This window comes from Peptacetobacter sp., from assembly GCF_029264495.1.
Taxonomy (GTDB): domain Bacteria; phylum Bacillota; class Clostridia; order Peptostreptococcales; family Peptostreptococcaceae; genus Peptacetobacter.
Window position 1 is genome coordinate 94,190 of record NZ_JARIBH010000019.1, and the last position, 17,547, is coordinate 111,736.

The window sequence follows — 17,547 nt, forward strand, 5'->3', positions numbered from 1 at the left end:
TGAAAGATATTAGTAAATAATAGAAAATAATTGTTATAATATAGTTTCTATTATATAATAAAAGTAAATAAAAAAGATATGAGGTGAATACAGATGGAAGAAAATAAAATAAATGAAAATGTAGTAAACTTAATAGATGAAAATGGTGAAGAGGTAGCTTTTGAAATAATACTAACTCTTGAAGCTGAAGGAAAAGAATATGCAATATTAATGCCTTTAGAAGACAATGAAAGTGAAGAAGCGTATATATATAGAATAGATGAAGATGAAGAAGGTGAAATGTTAGTACCTTTAGAAGATGATGAAGAATATTCAAATGTTGTAGCAGTATATGAAGCTATAATGGAAGAAGAAGGACTTAATTTTGAAGAATAATAAGTAAATGAGATAATGCTGTAGTAGAAATTATTTCTATTACAGCATTTATTTTAATTTTTAACTTAGACTGATTAATAAATGAGAAAAGGTGTGGTAAATATGAGCAATGGAATGGATCTTTTAAAAGAAAAATTGAAAAAAACTGGTTTTAAGATTACACCACAGAGGAGAGCGATAATAGAAGTTCTACTTGAAAATAGATACTATCATCTTAGTAGCGAAGAGATATATGATAAAGTTAGAGAGAGTTGTCCAGAAATAGGATTAGCAACAGTATACAGAACTATGCAGCTTTTAGATGAAATAGGAGCTATATCAAAGTTAAACTTAGATGATGGTTGTATAAGATATGAAATAGACTTAGACAAAGAAGGACATAATCATCATCACTTAGTATGTTTAAACTGTGGTAAAATAATAGGCGTTGAAGAAGATCTTTTAAAAGATATTGAAACAAAAATTCAAAAAAATTATAATTTCTTTGTACTTAATCATGATTTAAAATTTGATGGATATTGTGAAGACTGTTATAAAGAAATAAAAAAAAATAAATAAATAAAAAGCCAATAAATCTATTAATTGATTTATTGGCTTTTTTTATAAGAATTTCAACATTAAATGTATGGTTACTATAAATAAAATAAGAATAATTAAATTTTCTATTATATTACTAAACTTACCTCCGACTTTTATATATCCTAAAGAAATCATATTTTTAGAAAAAGGATAAAAAATAGCTACACCTTGTCTTGTAAACATATCACAAATTATATGAAGTAGATACATAAAACTGGATAAAAAAGCTAAAAATTCATAATCTATTAAAATAGATATTGGTTTCATAATTAAGTAAACTATAATTACCATAAAAAAACTATGAGAAAAATTTCTATGTCTTAGCCAAGGAAATATTGAAAAAATAATAAATGGTATTATAAAAGATAGATTTACTTTGGCTAAAAATAAAATTATCGATAATAAAAATAAAGTTCCTGTTATAAGAGCTTTTCTCATATTATAATGTGTTATTTTTTTTTCTAAAAAAATTATAGTGAAAAAAGTTATAAAGGCACTAATAAAAAAACTGCTACTAATCTTTATTGATACTAAAAAAATTGCTATATCCAAAAAAAATAATATCAATTTATATAAAAATTTAGAAAAGTTTTTTTTCAAAATAATGCCAGAAATTATTGAATTAGATTTATCTAAATCAGGTAATGTAGAAAATACAGCAGATGAAACAATAGTTGTAGGAATAATAGGCTGAGAAAAAATTAATGATAATTGTATTCCAGTTATTATACCGACAGCACAATGAGTTTTACCTCGCATTTTACACCTCCTCAATCTTATAAAAAATATATTTTATTATATCATAATAACAAAATATATTGATTAAATATAAAAAGAATTGTGAAATAAATCTGAATTTTTTAGAGATAAAAATTGTAAAGGAGTCTAAAACTATTGAAATTTAGAGATTTTAATTAGAAATATAAAAGTAAAGAATTCTTATAGTATAAATATATCTTATATTATATTTGAAACTGTGTTACAATAATATTAATTGGTAGGGTATCGTGAAGAATTATTAAAAATAATTTATATTGTACTAAACTTTTAAGGTGAGAAATAGAAAATTATATCGGAAATTTCTATTTAGTATAAAGTTTAAAAATTAGCATATAAATTGCATAAGTTTAATAAGAAGTAAATATATTTAATTTTTAAATATATATTATTTTTATGTAAATTAAAGTAAACGTTATAATAATTATTGCAAAATAAAATAATTGTTTTTCTGAATGAATTGAATAGAAAATAAAAAAAATAAATAAAAGGAGATGATGTTATTGTTAAAAAACGATGAACAGATAAAAGTCATTCCACTAGGTGGAATGAATGAAATAGGTAAAAACATGACAGTTATCGAGTATAGAGACGAAATAATAATAATCGATGCAGGTCTTAGTTTTCCAGAAGATGAAATGCTAGGTATAGATATAGTTATACCAGATATAAGTTATTTAGTTAAAAACAGAGATAAAATAAAAGGTATATTTATAACGCATGGACACGAAGATCATATAGGAGGATTACCATACCTTTTAAAGAAGATAAATATACCAGTATACGGTTCTAGATTAAGTATGGGACTTTTAGAAGTTAAGCTTAAAGAACATAAATTAGAAAATGTTGAACTTCATGTAATAAAACCACGCCAAACAATAAAACTTAGAAATATGGAAGTAGAATTTATAAAAACTACTCATAGTATACCAGATTCATACTCTATAGCAGTACATACAGACCAAGGTGTAATATTCCATACAGGTGATTTTAAAATAGATTTAACACCTATTGATGGAGATGTATTAGATTTTCGGAGAATATGCGAACTAAGTGAAGAAGGTGTAATTCTAATGCTTTCTGATAGTACTAATGCAGAAAGACCGGGATATACAAAATCTGAAAAAAAAGTAGGATTAGGATTAGATGATTTATTTACAAAAGCAGGAGATAGCAGAATAATAGTAGCTACATTTGCATCTAATATACATAGATTACAACAGGTTGTAGATGCAGCAAAAAAACACAATAGAAAAGTGACTGTTTCTGGAAGATCTATGTTAAATGTTGTAAATGTTGCAAAAGAATTAGGATATCTTGATATAGAAGATGAAATGATAATTGACTTAAATGAATTAGGAAATTATGAGGATAAAGAATTAGTAATAATAACTACTGGTTCTCAAGGAGAGCCTATGTCAGCACTTGCTAGAATGGCAAACTCTGAACATAAAAAAATAGAAATAAAGGAAGGCGATTTAGTAATAATATCAGCTCATCCGATACCAGGAAATGAAAAGTTAATATCTAAAGTTATAAACTTTTTACTTGAAAAAGGAGCAAATGTTGTATCTAGTGATATAGCAGATATTCATGTTTCTGGTCATGCTTGTCAACAGGAATTAAAATTAATGTTAAGGTTAGTAAAACCAAAATTCTTCCTACCAGCACATGGAGAATATAGAATGCTGAAAAAACATGCTGAACTTGCAAATAGTTTAGGTATAGAAAAAGAAAATATATTTGTTTTAAATAACGGAGATATATTAGAAGTAGGGAAAGAAAATGCTGCAATAAAAGGAAAAGTTGCTACAGGAAATATATTAGTCGATGGATTAGGTGTTGGAGATGTAGGAAATATAGTTCTTAGAGATAGAAAACATCTTTCAGAAGATGGTCTTATGACAATAGTAGTTACAATTTCTAAAGAAGAAGGAAAAGTACTAGCAGGTCCAGATATAATATCTAGAGGTTTTGTATATGTAAGAGAATCAGAGGATCTTATGGATGGAGCAAAACAAATAGTAAGAAATGTTTTAAATGAATGTGAAGAACATAATATAAAAGAATGGGCTTATTTAAAAAATAGTATAAAAGAACAATTAAAAGAGTATCTTTATCAAAAAACAAAGAGAAATCCTATGATATTACCTATAATAATGGAAGTATAAAATTGAAAATTAATAAAGAGCTGGATAATAGTCCAGCTTTTTAAAGTTAGGAGTATTAAAATGAGAAAAAAAATAACATCAAAAACTAGATTAGGAGCAGCAGTTGGTTTTTTATTTCTTACAGTATCATGCATGTATGTATATTTTACAGGAATAGATAAATCTATTTTAACACTTATAAGTGCAGCTGGATGCTTAGGGGTATCAGTATATGAATTGAAAAGAATATCAGATATGAAAAATAAAAATTAAAATTTTTAAAATTAAATACATAAAAATTTTTTTTGATTTTATAATATTTTTTTATATATTGATTAATAATAAAAATTATACTTTACGGGGATACAAAAATGGTATAATATATTTTATATAAAGTGTATATATTTTAAAAGTAGGAAGACTATATAAAATAAATACAAAGGAGAAAAGCTATGATAAAATTTGATGTATCACACGCATGTAAAATGGAAGAAATATTAGCTCATCAGGATAGAGTAAATGCTCTTCACAAAGAAATTGTAGAAAAAACTGGAACAGGAAATGATTTTCTTGGTTGGGTAGATTGGTATAAAAATTATGATAAAGATGAATTTAGCAAAATAAAAGAAAGTGCTAAATACATAAGAGAAAATTGTGATGTATTTCTTGTTTGCGGTATAGGAGGATCATATTTAGGTGCTCGTGCAGCTATAGAAATGATAAATGGTCTTTATGCAGACAAAAAACCAGAAATAATATTTATAGGAAACACATTCTCTTCTACATATGTATCTCAAGTAATGAAATATATAGAAGGAAAAGAAGTTTGTGTAAATGTAATATCTAAATCAGGAACAACAACAGAAACTGCTTTAGCTTTCCGTCTTTTAAAACAATTTATGGAAAATAAATATGGAAAAGAAGAAGCTAAAAATAGAATATTTGCAACAACAGATAAATCAAGAGGAACATTAAGAGCTATGTCTGATAAAGAAGGATATACTACTTTTGTAATTCCTGATGATATAGGTGGAAGATATTCTGTTATAACTCCTGTTGGTTTATTACCAATAGCAGTAGCAGGAATAGATATAGATGCAATGATGGAAGGTCTAGAAGAAGCTTATAATGATTTTAAAGATCCAGATCTTAATAAAAACACTGCTTATGCATATGCAGTTGCAAGAAGAGTATTAGAAGAAAAAGGTAAATGTGCTGAAATGTTTGTAAGTTACGATCTTAATACATCAATGCTTGCAGAATGGTGGAAACAGTTATTTGCTGAATCAGAAGGAAAAGATGGAAAAGGAATATTACCATGTAGTGCAGTATTTTCAACAGACCTTCATTCAGTAGGTCAGTTTATACAAGATGGTACTAAATGTTTATTTGAAACATTAGTATTATTTGAAAATCCAATAGAAGATGTTATATTCCCTTCTGATGAAGAAAATATGGATGGAATGAACTACTTAGCTGGAAAAAATATAGATTGGATAAATAAAATGGCAATGCAAGGAACTCTTGATGCACATGAAAATACTGGAGGAGTACCAAATCTTTTAATAACAGTAGAAGATATGAGTGCAAAAAGCTTTGGATACTTATGTTATTTCTTCTTCAGAGCTTGTGCTATGACTTGTTATATGATAGATATAAATCCATTTAATCAGCCAGGAGTTGAAGTATACAAAAAGAATATGTTCAAACTTTTAGGTAAAAACTAAGAAATTGACTAGATATATTAAAAGCTACAGATATAATCTGTAGCTTTTTTATTGTATAAAAATTATTATAAAAAAGAAATAAACTAAAAAAAGCCAATTTGCTAAATAATATCAGATTGGTTATAATATATAATAAAGAAAACTAATTTTGAAAGGAAAATAATTTATGAATATAATACCATCTTTGATAGCTACAGCTGCATCAATAGCAATAGCAATATCAGTCCATGAGTTTGGTCATGCATATTCTGCACATCTTTTAGGAGATGACACTGCAAAACTTACAGGAAGAATGACTTTAAATCCATTAAAACATGTAGATCCAATAGGACTTTTAGCTTTGATAATATTTCGTATAGGTTGGGCTAAACCAGTACCAGTAAACCCTATGAATTATAAAAATTATAAAATAGGGAATCTTATTGTTTCATTAGCAGGAATAGTATTTAATTTAATAACAGCGATAATATGTGCAATTATATATAGTAATTCGCAACTATATGGCGTACAACTGCTTACATATACATGTATAATATATAATATAGGATTTGCAGCATTTAATTTATTACCAATACCACCACTTGATGGATGGGGAATAATAGAAACATTCGTTCCATACAAATGGAACAATTACTTATACAAAATAGAAAGTGTGAGTGGAATAATATTAATAGTATTTATAATAACAGGTGCTTATAGAATAATAATAAATCCTATTCACAGCTTATTTATTAATATAGTGCAAATGTTTATGTTTTAATATATAATTTAGGTGTAAAAGATAGTTAAAAAGGAGATTATATGAAATATAATATACAATTAAAAGTATACGAAGGACCAATGGACCTTTTATATGATCTTGTAACAAAACAAAAAATAGACATAAAAGACATAGAAATATCGGAAATAACAAGACAATATTTAGATTACTTAGATGCATTAGAAGCAATGGATATGGAAATAACAAGTGACTTTATAACTATGGCTTCAAAACTTGTAGAAATAAAATCTAGATATTTACTGTATATACAAAGAGAAGATGATATGGAAGAAGACCCAAGAATGGAACTTGTTGAAAGATTAGAAGAATATAAAAAATATAAGCAAATTTCAAAAGAAATAAAAGAAAAAGTAAATGAAGAACATGATAGATTTTTTAGAAAAAAAGAAGAATTTATTGTAGAAGATAAAATAAGTTTGGAGGATATTTCTATTTCCAAAATGTTAGAAATATTACCGAAGTTATTAAAAAATATAGAAAAAACAGAAGAGCATATAGAAGATGAACTTCTTAATAAAATTGTAAATAAAAAAATTATATCTGTTGAAGAAAAAATATTTTCTATAAGAGAAACTTTAAAAGAAAAAAATAAAATTAATTTTTTAGATACGATAGATAAAACAAATAAAAGTGATATAATAGCTTCGTTTTTATCTATTTTAGAGTTGATAAAAGAAAAAGAAATTATCGTCACTCAAGATGAATTTTTTGAAGATATAATAATTTTAAAAAGAATTGATTAAATAAAAATTAATTCTGAGGAGAACTAATATGAAGCGAGAAGATATAAAAAATATAATAGAAGCTATTATGTTCGCATATGGAGAACCAATTACAATAAAAGAATTAAACTCTATTATAGATAAGGATTTATCACATAAAGAAATAGAGATTATGATGAATAACCTTATAAATGAATATAAAGAAAATAATAGAGGAATTCAGATTATTAGACTAGAAAATAAATATCAGATGTGTACAAATGAGAACTATTCAGATTATATAAAAATGGTTCTTGAACCCAAAAAGAAAAAAACACTTAGTCAAGCGACATTAGAAACATTGACAATAATAGCATATAAACAACCAGTTACAAAATTAGAGATAGAAAATATAAGAGGTGTAAAGTGCGATAAAGCTATAAAAACACTGCAAGATAATTCATTGATAATAGAAGCGGGAAGATTAAATAAAATAGGAAAACCTATAATATATAAAACTAGTGATGAGTTTTTGAAATTACTAAATATAGAATCTATAAATGAATTGCCTAAAGTAGAAGAAATAGAAAATAATATTTAGTTTTTATAAAAATATTCCTAAAAATGTGGAGGTAAAAAATGAAAGATAGAGACTTATCAATTATACTACTTAAAAATATACATTTATTTCATAGTATAGTAAAAGTAATAGTAAATGAACACAATGAAACTAGAATACTTACAGAAAGACAATTTTTTGCACTTAAAAAAATGTCTGAATTAGACAAAATGGAGCTTAAAAATCTTAGTAAAGCTCTTCATGTATCGACATCAAGTCTTTGTATACTTTTAAATAAACTAGTTGAACAAGGATATGTTTATAGAGAAGAAGATAGAAAAGATAGAAGAAATACTTTTTATGGTATAACTGATAATGGAAAAGAAGTTCTTGAAAAAGAAAAAAATACTATTTTAGAAATTATCGATAGTAAAATAGGTAGTATAGAAGAAAGCAAAAAAGAAGATTTTTCTAATGCACTAGAATTAATATACGATACGTTAAAAGATACATTAAAATAATAAAAAGCCTACTGAGTAAAGTAGGCTTTTATTATTTTGATATTAAAAACTTTTAAAAAAATAAAATATAAGATATTTATAATTATTTTAAAATTGCTTCATTTAAAATTTCTCCTATAGGAGCATTTATTTTTAAAGAAACCTTATTATCTAAAGAAGTTGAGCTTTTATTTATAATAACCAAATCTTTTCCCTTATAATAATTAATAAAACTAGCAGCTGGATAAACAACTAAAGAAGTGCCTCCAACTATTAATAAATCGGCATTTTTAATGGCAGTTATAGCACCATTTACAACATTATCATTAAGAGATTCTTCATATAAAACTACATCTGGTTTTATAATAGAGCCACATTCATCGCATTTTGGAATGATTTCATCTGAATTTAAAATATAGTCTAAATCAAAAAATTTGTGACATTTTGTACAATAATTTCTTTGAACAGAACCATGTAGCTCAAATACATTTTTACTACCAGCCATTTGATGTAGACCATCGATATTTTGAGTGACAATAGCTTTTAATTTACCGATTTTTTCTAGATGTGCAAGTGCTTTATGAGCATTATTAGGTTTGGCATCTGTATACACTAACTTATCTTTATAAAATTCATAGAAATATTCTGGATATCTTACAAAAAATGAAAATGATACAACTTCTTCAGGTGAAAAATGTCTATTCAATTTTTGATTAAATAAACCATTAGAGCTTCTAAAATCTGGAATATTTGATTCAGTAGAAACGCCAGCACCTCCAAAAAATACAATATTATTGTGAGATTGTATTAAATCTTTTAATTTATTAATTTCTTTTTCATACATAAAATCATCTCCTAAATTATTTATATTTTATACCAATATAATAATATAAATTTGCAAACTTGTCTAAAAGAGATATTCTTTACTTAGAGTATGCAAATGGATTATAATTATTATAAATAGCTTAAAATAAAATTGAAGGGAGATTTAAAGATGAAAAAAAGAACGATGGCTACAGCTTTTGCTATGATTCCAATGCTTGTATCTAATGCTAATGCGGATACAACAAAAATTGGTGTAATTAGTTCAACATATTTAAATATAAGGTATTCACCTTCAACATCAGGAAAACTACAACTAGTGCTTAAAAAAAATGATAAAGTATCTATAATTGGAGAAAAAAATGGATGGTATAAAATAAAAACAAATTCTGGAAAAATAGGTTGGGCTATTTCAAAATATATAAAAGTAGAAAATAATAAAAAAATGCTTAGGACAAGTATAAAGAAAGTAGTTATAGCAGATGTATTAAATATTAGAAGTGGACCGAACACAACATATTCATCTATTGGAAAACTATACAAAAATAACAAAGTAGAGGTTATTTCAGAATCTAATGGTTGGAGTAAAATAAAATTTGGTTCAAAAATAGGATATGTATCTTCTGAATATTTAAAAGAACTAAGCAATGAAAATCATAATTTACCTCAAAGCACAAAAAAGACGATTCAAGAAGTAACATCGTCTATTTTAAATGTAAGAAATGGAGCAGGAGGAAAATATACAAAAATAGATACACTGCATAAAGGCGATTTAGTAACAGTGCATTCTGTTGATAATAATTGGGCTAAAATAGAATATAATGGTAAAAATGGATACGTTTCATCGATATATTTAAAATATGTATCCGATAAAGTAGAAGAAGATGAAAACATAAATAATGAATATGACAATTCAGATATTGTACCAGGGTCATATATTCAAAAAACAAAAAAAGAATATTCTTTAGATGATATGGTAGAAGTTCAATATATAAAAGGTCAAAATGGTGGAAATTTAATAACAAGAAGAAATATCAATATTTTAGATAATGAATATACAAGTTTACTTTGCAGAACAAATCCAAAATCATATGACAAACCTACTAGAGATGAAATTAAATATTATATAGATCCAACAAATTTCACATCTCATAAAGAAGGAATAATGCAGTTTGTTAGATTGGATAAATATACAGATTCAATATCAGCGAAATCTTTAAATAATTATTTTTCATCAAAAGGAAAGGATTGTATTTTCAATGGAAAAGGTCAAGCCTTTATAGATGCTGCAAAAAAATATGATATAGATGTAACATATTTTGTATCTCATGCAATGTGGGAGACAGGAAATGGGAAATCAAACCTTGCAAAAGGTCAACTAGTAAGTGTTGTAGATGGAATAGAATTAGATGAACCAATTATTGTATATAATTTCTTTGGAATTGGAGCTACTGATGGGAATGCACTTGAAGGTGGAAAAATTACAGCATACAAAAATGGATGGACATCTATTGAACGAGGAATAGATGGTGCTGCAAAATGGATTTCTAAAACATATATACATAATTCAAAATATAATCAAAATACAGTATATAATATGAGATGGAGTTATGATTATAGTTGGCATCAATATGCAACCGATGTAAATTGGGCAAATGGTATATCGAAAATGATGTCATCTCTTATTACAAGATATGGAAATGGGAAAGATTTATTAATAGATATACCAGAGTATAAATAACATATAAGATAAATTATAAAAATCATGTATTATATATGTACATGATTTTTGTTTACTTAAGAAAAAGTGAAATTAACTAGGAGAGAAAAATTGGAAAATCTAAAAGAATGTATGATAAAAATGGATATAAATAACACTTCTTTAATGAATAAAATGGAGAATGTTTATATAAAAAAAGTTATTTATTTCAAAGAAAATAAGACGGTTTATTTTTATTTAACATCAAAAGATATAGTTTTATATGAACACTTAAGAAGAGTTCAAAGAGAAATAAAAGATAAAAATAAATATTTTAGAGATATTAAGTTTAAAATAGAATATACAGGTTTTGAAAGAAAATCTGAGAAAGATATAATAAAAAAATATTGGGTTAATATAGTTTATATATTAAAACAACTTTGTCCATCAATAGCAGGATGGCAAAAAGATATTGAATATTTATGTATAGAACATAAATTAAAAATAAAAATCCCTAAAAGTATATTTTATAAGAGAATAATGGAAAAAAATATAGTAAATATACTAAAACACACTATAAGTGAAGAGTTAGGTTTGGATTTAGAAATAGAAATAGAAAGTGCAATAGATGAAAAAATAGATAAAGAAAAAATAGTAAATAAAATAGAAAGTGAATTTAATGAAAAAGTTCTAATTATAGAGAAAGAAAATAGAAATAGCAACAATGATATAGAAGAATCTGGATATGTTATAAAAGACGAAAAAGATGAAAATATGATTTATGGAGAAGATGTAAATTCTTTAACTGAAAAAATATCATCATTAGACAATAATTCTGGAACTGTTGGAATAGAAGGAACTATTTTTAATATAGAAACAAAAGAACTTAGAAATGGTAAGATATTACTTATGATAATGATAACAGATTATACAAGTTCTATAACTTGCAAACTATTTCTTACTGATACAAATAAAGATTGGGTTCTTAAAAAAATTAGCAAAGGAATGTATGTAAAAATAAAAGGAGACGTATTATATGATACATTCCAAAGAGAAATAAGTATGACAATAAGTGGAATAAGAAAAGAAGAACGAATAGAAAGAAAAGATTTATCTGATGAAAAAAGAGTTGAATTACATGCACATACACAGATGTCATCTATGGATGCAATATGCTCTGTAAAATCACTTATAGCTCGTGCAGCAAAATGGGGCCATAAGGCAATTGCAATAACAGATCATGGTGTAGTACAGGGATTTCCAGATGCTATGAATGCTGCAAAGAAAGAAGGTATAAAAGTTTTATATGGAGTAGAGGGATATTTAACAGAAGATAATAAAGATGCTATAGAAGATGCAAATGATGAGTTATTATCTCAAGAATTTGTTGTATTTGACTTAGAAACAACAGGTTTTTCAAATATAAATGATAAAATAACAGAAATTGGGGCAGTAAAGATAAAAGATTTTAAGATAGTAGATAGATTTAGTGAATTAATAAATCCACAAAAAGATATATCATATAAAATACAAGAATTGACGGGTATAACAAATGAAATGGTAAAAGATAAACCTACAATAGAAGAAATACTACCAAAATTTATGGAATTTGTAGGAGAAGATGTTTTAGTTGCTCATAATGCAGATTTTGATACAGGGTTTATAATGCAAAAATGTATAGAACAAGGAATTGAATATAAAAATAAAAAGATAGATACATTGATGCTAGCTAGAATAATGTTGCCAAACTTAAAAAGATATAAGTTAGATAAAGTTGCAAAAGAAGTTGGTGTTCAGTTACTAAATCATCATAGAGCTGTTGACGATGCTGAAGCAACTGCAAATATTTTTATAAAATTCTTAGAAAGATTAAGAAAACAAGGGGTAGAAAAATTATCTGATGTAAATAAGGTTTTGGGAAAAGTAGATTATACGAAGTTAAAAGCACATCATATAACACTTATAGCAAAAAATCAAATTGGGATAAAAAATTTATATAAAATTGTTTCAGATGCACATATAGAACACTTCTATAGAAGTCCAAGAATTTTACAAAGTGTACTTGAAAAAAATAGAGAAGGAATTATAGTTGGCTCAGCTTGTGAAGCTGGGGTTGTTTATGAAGCAGCAAAAAAAAGATTACCTAATAATGAAATGGAAAAAATAGTTGCTCCATATGATTATTTAGAAATAATGCCTATAGATAATAATAGGTTTATGATAGAAAATGGTGAAGTAAAAGATGAAGAAGAATTAAAAGAAATAAATAAAAGAATTGTAGAAGTAGCTAAAAAGTTTGGGAAAATACCTGTAGCTACTGGAGATGTACATTTTTTAGATAAGCATGATGCTATTTTGAGGAGAGTTTTAAAAGTGTCTCAAGGTTTTAAATTGGATGATGAAGAAACATACCTTCATTTCAGGACAACAGATGAGATGTTAGAAGAATTTTCTTATTTGGGAAAAGAATTAGCTTATGAAGTAGTGGTAAAAAATACAAATTTAATAGCTGATATGGTAGAAGATGTAAAACCTATTCCAGATGAAACATATCCACCGATAATAGAGGGATCTGATGTAGAACTTAGAGAAATGTGCTATAAAAAAGCTAGAGATATTTATGGAGATAAGTTGCCTGAAATAGTTGAAAAAAGACTAGATAGAGAATTAAACTCTATAATAGGTAATGGATATGCTGTGATGTATATAATAGCACAAAAACTAGTTGCAAAGTCATTATCTGATGGATATTTAGTTGGATCTAGGGGGTCTGTTGGTTCATCGTTTGCCGCAACAATGAGTGATATAACAGAAGTTAATCCTCTTCCAGCACATTATGTTTGTCCAAATAAAAATTGCAAGTATTCATATTTTTATGAAATAGGAGAATGGGGATCTGGAATAGATTTACCGGATAAAATTTGTCCTAAGTGTGGAGAAAAACTTATAAAAAATGGACATGATATACCATTTGAAGTATTCTTAGGTTTTGAAGGGGATAAAGAACCAGATATAGACCTTAACTTTTCAGGATCTTATCAGCCTACAATTCATAAATATACAGAAGAACTTTTTGGAAAAGGACATGTATATAGAGCTGGAACAATAGGAACAGTAGCAGAAAAAACAGCTTTTGGTTATGCAAAAAAATATGTAGAAGAAAGTGATATTTCTGTGCCAACGGCTGAAGTATATAGACTTGCAGAAGGGTGTACAGGAGTTAAAAGAACATCTGGACAGCATCCAGGTGGGGTAATGGTTATACCAGATTATAAAGATGTTTTTGATTTTACTCCTATTCAATATCCAGCAAATGATGTTGACTGTGGTGTAATAACAACGCATTTTGATTATCATTCTATAAGTGGGAGAATTTTAAAACTAGATATACTTGGACACGATGGACCTACAATTATAAGAATGCTTGAAGATATAACAGGAATAACAATAACAGATATTCCATTAGATGATCCTGAAACTATGTCTTTATTTACATCAACAAAAGCATTAGGTGTAAAACCAGAAGACATCGATTGTGAAATCGGATGCTTGGCTATTCCAGAATTTGGAACAAAATTTGTTAGACAAATGCTTTTAGATACAAAACCAACCACTTTTGCAGAACTTGTAAGAATATCAGGATTATCACATGGTACTGATGTTTGGGTAAACAATGCACAAGATTTAGTGAAAGAAAATATTGTTGGATTAAAAGATGTTATATCGACAAGAGATGATATAATGAACTATTTGATATTTAAAGGTCTTCCACCTAAAATGAGTTTTACAATAATGGAAAGTGTAAGAAAAGGTAGAGGTTTAAAACCTGAACATGAAAAAACTATGAGAGAAAACAATGTACCAGAGTGGTATATAAATTCTTGTAAAAAAATTAAATATATGTTCCCTAAAGCACATGCTGTTGCGTATGTTATGACGTCTTTTAGATTGGCGTATTGTAAAGTACATTATCCTGAAGCTTTCTATGCCACATATTTTACAACAAAAGTAGAGGATTTTGATGCAGATCTTATAATAAAAGGATATGATGCAATAAAAGCAAAGAAAAAAGAAATAGAAGAATTAGGAAATGAAGCTACTCAAAAAGAAAAGGGTATGTATATTATCTTAGAAGTAGCACAAGAAATGTATGCAAGGGGAATAAAAATAGCTCCAGTTGATATTTACAAATCATCTGCATCTGAGTTTGAAGTTGTAGAAAAAGGTCTTTTAAGACCACCAATGACAGCTCTTCAAGGAGTTGGAGAAAATGCTGCTATACATATTGAAGAAGAAAGAAAAAATGGTGAGTTTATTTCCAAAGAAGATTTTAGAAAAAGAACAAAGATTTCTAGAACGGTTGTAGAAACTTTAGATAAACATGGAGCATTAGGAAATATGAGCGATAAAGACCAACTATCTTTATTTTAATTAATTATTGACAAAACTTGCAAATACAATAAATTTATGATAATATATAAATTAATACAGTTTATCTTTTACAGGGAAAGGAAGAGTGAGGCAGTGGTTCTCACTCTTTTTTATGGAAAAAGAAAGAAAAAATTACAATTGAATAAGGAGGATAGATAATAATGAGAAAAAATGAAATAGTTGCCAAAGTTGAAGAGTTTGTAACTGCTATAACTGATGAAAAAGGCTTTGAAACAGTAGATGTAGAATATGTAAAAGAAGCAGGTCAGTATTATTTAAGAGTATATATAGATAAAGAAGGTGGTATATCTCTTAATGAATGTGAAGAAGTTAGTAGAGAACTAAGTCCAAAACTTGATGAAAATGACTTTATAGAAGAAAATTATTATCTAGAAGTATCTTCTCCAGGAATTGATAGAGCACTAAAAAGAGATAAAGAGTTTGTAAAATACAAAGGTAGAGATGTAGAAATCAAACTTTATAAAGCTATTGATGGTGTTAAACAGTTTGAAGGGGAATTAGTAGGATTAGATGATGAAAATAATATAGTTGTTATAATAAATAATGAAGAAGTAAAATTTAATAGAAAGGATGTTGCAATTATAAGATTAGCTATAAAATTCTAATTTTAGTAATGCACGAGGAGGAAAAATGAATCAGGAGTTTTTAAACGCATTAAATGAAATCGTAGAAAACAAAGGTATAGACAAAGAAGTATTAATAGAAACTATAGAACAAGCTTTATTAACAGCTTATAAGAAAAACTTTGGACAGGCACAAAATGTAGAAGTTGAATTTGATAGAGAAAATGGAGATATAAAAGTATACTCTACTAGAGAAGTAGTTGATGAATCTAACTATTATGATAGTTTCCTAGAAATAGAACTTACAGAAGCTAGAAAAATAAGTCCAAGTTATGAAATAGGTGACATAATAAGAAATGAAGTTACTCCAAGTAATTTTGGAAGAATAGCAGCACAGACAGCTAAACAAGTTGTTGTTCAGAGATTAAGAGAAGCAGAAAGAGAAATAGTATACAATGAATTTATGGAAAGAGAAAGTGAAATAGTAGATGGTGAAATAACTAGAGCTACTCCAAGCGTTGTATATGTTGACCTTGGTAAAATAGAAGGTGTAATGACTCAAAGTGAAAAAATAGATAAAGAAGTATATAAAGAAGGACAAAGAATAAAAGTTTATGTTGTAGAAGTTAAAAAAGGAAGCAAAGGTCCTCAGATAATTATATCTAGAAGTAATCCAGGTCTTGTAAAAAGATTATTTGAATTAGAAGTTCCTGAAATTGAACAAGGTATAGTTCAGATAAAATCAATAGCAAGAGAAGCAGGTTCAAGAACAAAAATGGCAGTTAAATCATTAGATGAAAAAATAGATCCAATTGGTGCTTGTGTAGGACCAAAAGGTTCAAGAGTTAAAAACATAGTTGATGAACTTGGAGATGAAAAAATAGATATAATAAAATATAGTGATGATTATGCTGAATTTATATCAGCATCATTAAGTCCATCAAAAGTTGTTAAAGTAGATGTAAATGAAGATGAAAAATCAGCATTAGTAGTAGTTCCAGATTATCAGCTTTCATTAGCTATAGGTAAAGATGGACAAAATGCTAGATTAGCTGCAAAACTTACTGGATGGAAAATAGATATAAAAAGCGAATCTCAGTATGAAGAAGAATTAGCTAATGGAGTATATGACAAAAAAGAAGAGTCAGAAATAAGTGATGAACTTAATGAATTTATTGATGAAGAAATATTTGAATCAGTAGAAGAAGATTTAAAATTCGATGAAATAGAAGATAGTATAGAAGAATAATATATTAAATGAGGAGGGATGACTTTGCAGAAAGTAAAAAAAATACCTCAAAGAAAATGTATAGCATGTCAAGATAGAGATTCTAAAAAAGGTCTTATAAGAATTGTTAAAAATAAAGAGGGCGAAATATTTTTAGATCCAACAGGCAAAGCAAATGGAAGAGGGGCTTATATTTGTAAAAGTTCTGAATGTCTAAAAAAAGCTATAAAAAGCAAAGCACTAAATAGAGCTTTTAAAATGGAAGTACCAGATGAAATATATGAACGTTTACTTATGGAGTTAGAAAACAATGAATAATACATCTAAGAAAAAAGTAATGTCTCTATTAGGTCTAGCTACTAGAGCTAGAAAAGTTGTATCTGGAGATGATACAACACTTCAAGATTTAAAAAAAGGTAAAGTATTTTTAGTTATAGTTGCTACAGATGCATCAGATAATACTAAAAAGCTTTTTAGAGATAAATCATCTTTTAGAAATATAAAGATGATAGAATATGGAACAAAAGAAGAAATAGGAAATGCAATCGGGAAATCTTTTAGAGCTGTTATAGGTGTAGAAGATAAAGGATTTGCAAACAGGTTAGAAGAATTAATAGAAGAAATTTAATATAGG

17 protein-coding genes are annotated in these 17,547 nt (G+C 26.7%); 15 read left to right on the forward strand and 2 right to left on the reverse strand.

Annotated elements, in window-relative coordinates:
* Positions 1-108: 108 nt before the first annotated feature.
* Positions 109-375, forward strand: coding sequence for a DUF1292 domain-containing protein (locus tag Q1J78_RS01850; RefSeq protein ID WP_300280154.1), 267 nt, complete (start codon positions 109-111; stop codon positions 373-375).
* Positions 376-477: 102 nt separating this feature from the next.
* Positions 478-933 (forward strand): Fur family transcriptional regulator, encoded by a 456-nt coding sequence (locus Q1J78_RS01855; protein WP_300280156.1) that lies wholly within the window; start codon positions 478-480, stop codon positions 931-933.
* 42 nt (positions 934-975) lie between these two features.
* On the opposite strand, the gene Q1J78_RS01860 is transcribed toward Q1J78_RS01855, so the two are convergent.
* Complete coding sequence (locus Q1J78_RS01860) at positions 976-1,713, reverse strand: metal-dependent hydrolase (RefSeq protein ID WP_300280041.1); 738 nt, start codon at positions 1,711-1,713, stop codon at positions 976-978.
* A gap of 512 nt (positions 1,714-2,225) precedes the next feature.
* On the opposite strand from Q1J78_RS01860, the gene Q1J78_RS01865 reads away from it, so the two are divergent.
* From Q1J78_RS01865 to Q1J78_RS01895, 7 genes are all read left to right on the forward strand, one after another.
* Entirely contained in the window at positions 2,226-3,902 is a 1,677-nt protein-coding gene (locus Q1J78_RS01865; RefSeq protein ID WP_442952118.1) for a ribonuclease J, read from the forward strand.
* Between the two features lie 60 nt (positions 3,903-3,962).
* Positions 3,963-4,154 carry a hypothetical protein gene (locus Q1J78_RS01870; protein WP_300280047.1) on the forward strand — a complete coding sequence of 64 codons (192 nt, stop codon included), beginning with the start codon at positions 3,963-3,965 and terminating at the stop codon, positions 4,152-4,154.
* A gap of 179 nt (positions 4,155-4,333) precedes the next feature.
* Positions 4,334-5,608: a glucose-6-phosphate isomerase gene (locus tag Q1J78_RS01875; RefSeq protein WP_300280050.1), complete on the forward strand. Its 1,275-nt coding sequence runs from the start codon at positions 4,334-4,336 to the stop codon at positions 5,606-5,608.
* 166 nt (positions 5,609-5,774) lie between these two features.
* The gene (locus tag Q1J78_RS01880) at positions 5,775-6,368 is read left to right on the forward strand and encodes a site-2 protease family protein (protein WP_300280053.1); all 594 of its coding nucleotides are present in this window, start codon (positions 5,775-5,777) and stop codon (positions 6,366-6,368) included.
* A gap of 41 nt (positions 6,369-6,409) precedes the next feature.
* Positions 6,410-7,132: a segregation and condensation protein A gene (locus tag Q1J78_RS01885; protein ID WP_300280056.1), complete on the forward strand. Its 723-nt coding sequence runs from the start codon at positions 6,410-6,412 to the stop codon at positions 7,130-7,132.
* Between the two features lie 28 nt (positions 7,133-7,160).
* A complete protein-coding gene (gene scpB / locus Q1J78_RS01890; protein WP_300280059.1) occupies positions 7,161-7,691 on the forward strand; it encodes an SMC-Scp complex subunit ScpB in 531 nt (176 codons plus the stop codon).
* A gap of 38 nt (positions 7,692-7,729) precedes the next feature.
* Complete coding sequence (locus Q1J78_RS01895; protein ID WP_300280062.1) at positions 7,730-8,170, forward strand: MarR family winged helix-turn-helix transcriptional regulator; 441 nt, start codon at positions 7,730-7,732, stop codon at positions 8,168-8,170.
* Between the two features lie 82 nt (positions 8,171-8,252).
* Here Q1J78_RS01895 and Q1J78_RS01900 read toward each other — a convergent pair whose 3' ends face one another.
* Positions 8,253-8,993, reverse strand: a complete 741-nt coding sequence (locus Q1J78_RS01900) for an NAD-dependent protein deacylase (protein WP_300280065.1) — start codon at positions 8,991-8,993, stop codon at positions 8,253-8,255.
* 150 nt (positions 8,994-9,143) lie between these two features.
* Here Q1J78_RS01900 and Q1J78_RS01905 point away from each other — a divergent pair, with 150 nt between their 5' ends.
* The 6 genes from Q1J78_RS01905 to Q1J78_RS01930 all read left to right on the forward strand — a co-directional run bounded on the left by Q1J78_RS01905 (position 9,144) and on the right by Q1J78_RS01930 (position 17,541).
* Positions 9,144-10,712: an SH3 domain-containing protein gene (locus Q1J78_RS01905; RefSeq protein ID WP_300280068.1), complete on the forward strand. Its 1,569-nt coding sequence runs from the start codon at positions 9,144-9,146 to the stop codon at positions 10,710-10,712.
* A gap of 111 nt (positions 10,713-10,823) precedes the next feature.
* Positions 10,824-15,101, forward strand: a complete 4,278-nt coding sequence (locus tag Q1J78_RS01910) for a PolC-type DNA polymerase III (RefSeq protein WP_442952119.1) — start codon at positions 10,824-10,826, stop codon at positions 15,099-15,101.
* A gap of 161 nt (positions 15,102-15,262) precedes the next feature.
* Positions 15,263-15,727: a ribosome maturation factor RimP gene (gene rimP, locus Q1J78_RS01915; protein WP_300280074.1), complete on the forward strand. Its 465-nt coding sequence runs from the start codon at positions 15,263-15,265 to the stop codon at positions 15,725-15,727.
* A 25-nt stretch (positions 15,728-15,752) separates the two neighbouring features.
* Positions 15,753-16,934 (forward strand): transcription termination factor NusA, encoded by a 1,182-nt coding sequence (gene nusA, locus Q1J78_RS01920; RefSeq protein WP_300280077.1) that lies wholly within the window; start codon positions 15,753-15,755, stop codon positions 16,932-16,934.
* Positions 16,935-16,952: 18 nt separating this feature from the next.
* Positions 16,953-17,231 carry an RNase P modulator RnpM gene (gene rnpM / locus Q1J78_RS01925; protein ID WP_300280080.1) on the forward strand — a complete coding sequence of 93 codons (279 nt, stop codon included), beginning with the start codon at positions 16,953-16,955 and terminating at the stop codon, positions 17,229-17,231.
* Positions 17,224-17,541: a L7Ae/L30e/S12e/Gadd45 family ribosomal protein gene (locus tag Q1J78_RS01930; protein ID WP_300280083.1), complete on the forward strand. Its 318-nt coding sequence runs from the start codon at positions 17,224-17,226 to the stop codon at positions 17,539-17,541. Before rnpM ends, Q1J78_RS01930 begins: the two co-directional genes overlap by 8 nt.
* The last annotated feature ends 6 nt before the right edge of the window (positions 17,542-17,547 follow it).

Bases quoted from the DNA above. Each gene is read 5' to 3' on its own strand.
- Q1J78_RS01885 (WP_300280056.1), top strand. From the start codon at position 6,410: ATGAAATATAATATACAATTAAAAGTATACGAAGGACCAATGGACCTT.
- Q1J78_RS01910 (WP_442952119.1), top strand. From the start codon at position 10,824: ATGATAAAAATGGATATAAATAACACTTCTTTAATGAATAAAATGGAG.
- rnpM (WP_300280080.1), top strand. From the start codon at position 16,953: ATGACTTTGCAGAAAGTAAAAAAAATACCTCAAAGAAAATGTATAGCA.
- scpB (WP_300280059.1), top strand. From the start codon at position 7,161: ATGAAGCGAGAAGATATAAAAAATATAATAGAAGCTATTATGTTCGCA.
- Q1J78_RS01895 (WP_300280062.1), top strand. From the start codon at position 7,730: ATGAAAGATAGAGACTTATCAATTATACTACTTAAAAATATACATTTA.
- Q1J78_RS01870 (WP_300280047.1), top strand. From the start codon at position 3,963: ATGAGAAAAAAAATAACATCAAAAACTAGATTAGGAGCAGCAGTTGGT.
- Q1J78_RS01855 (WP_300280156.1), top strand. From the start codon at position 478: ATGAGCAATGGAATGGATCTTTTAAAAGAAAAATTGAAAAAAACTGGT.
- Q1J78_RS01875 (WP_300280050.1), top strand. From the start codon at position 4,334: ATGATAAAATTTGATGTATCACACGCATGTAAAATGGAAGAAATATTA.
- nusA (WP_300280077.1), top strand. From the start codon at position 15,753: ATGAATCAGGAGTTTTTAAACGCATTAAATGAAATCGTAGAAAACAAA.
- Q1J78_RS01905 (WP_300280068.1), top strand. From the start codon at position 9,144: ATGAAAAAAAGAACGATGGCTACAGCTTTTGCTATGATTCCAATGCTT.
- Q1J78_RS01900 (WP_300280065.1), bottom strand. From the start codon at position 8,993: ATGTATGAAAAAGAAATTAATAAATTAAAAGATTTAATACAATCTCAC.
- Q1J78_RS01880 (WP_300280053.1), top strand. From the start codon at position 5,775: ATGAATATAATACCATCTTTGATAGCTACAGCTGCATCAATAGCAATA.
- Q1J78_RS01865 (WP_442952118.1), top strand. From the start codon at position 2,226: ATGATGTTATTGTTAAAAAACGATGAACAGATAAAAGTCATTCCACTA.
- rimP (WP_300280074.1), top strand. From the start codon at position 15,263: ATGAGAAAAAATGAAATAGTTGCCAAAGTTGAAGAGTTTGTAACTGCT.
- Q1J78_RS01930 (WP_300280083.1), top strand. From the start codon at position 17,224: ATGAATAATACATCTAAGAAAAAAGTAATGTCTCTATTAGGTCTAGCT.
- Q1J78_RS01860 (WP_300280041.1), bottom strand. From the start codon at position 1,713: ATGCGAGGTAAAACTCATTGTGCTGTCGGTATAATAACTGGAATACAA.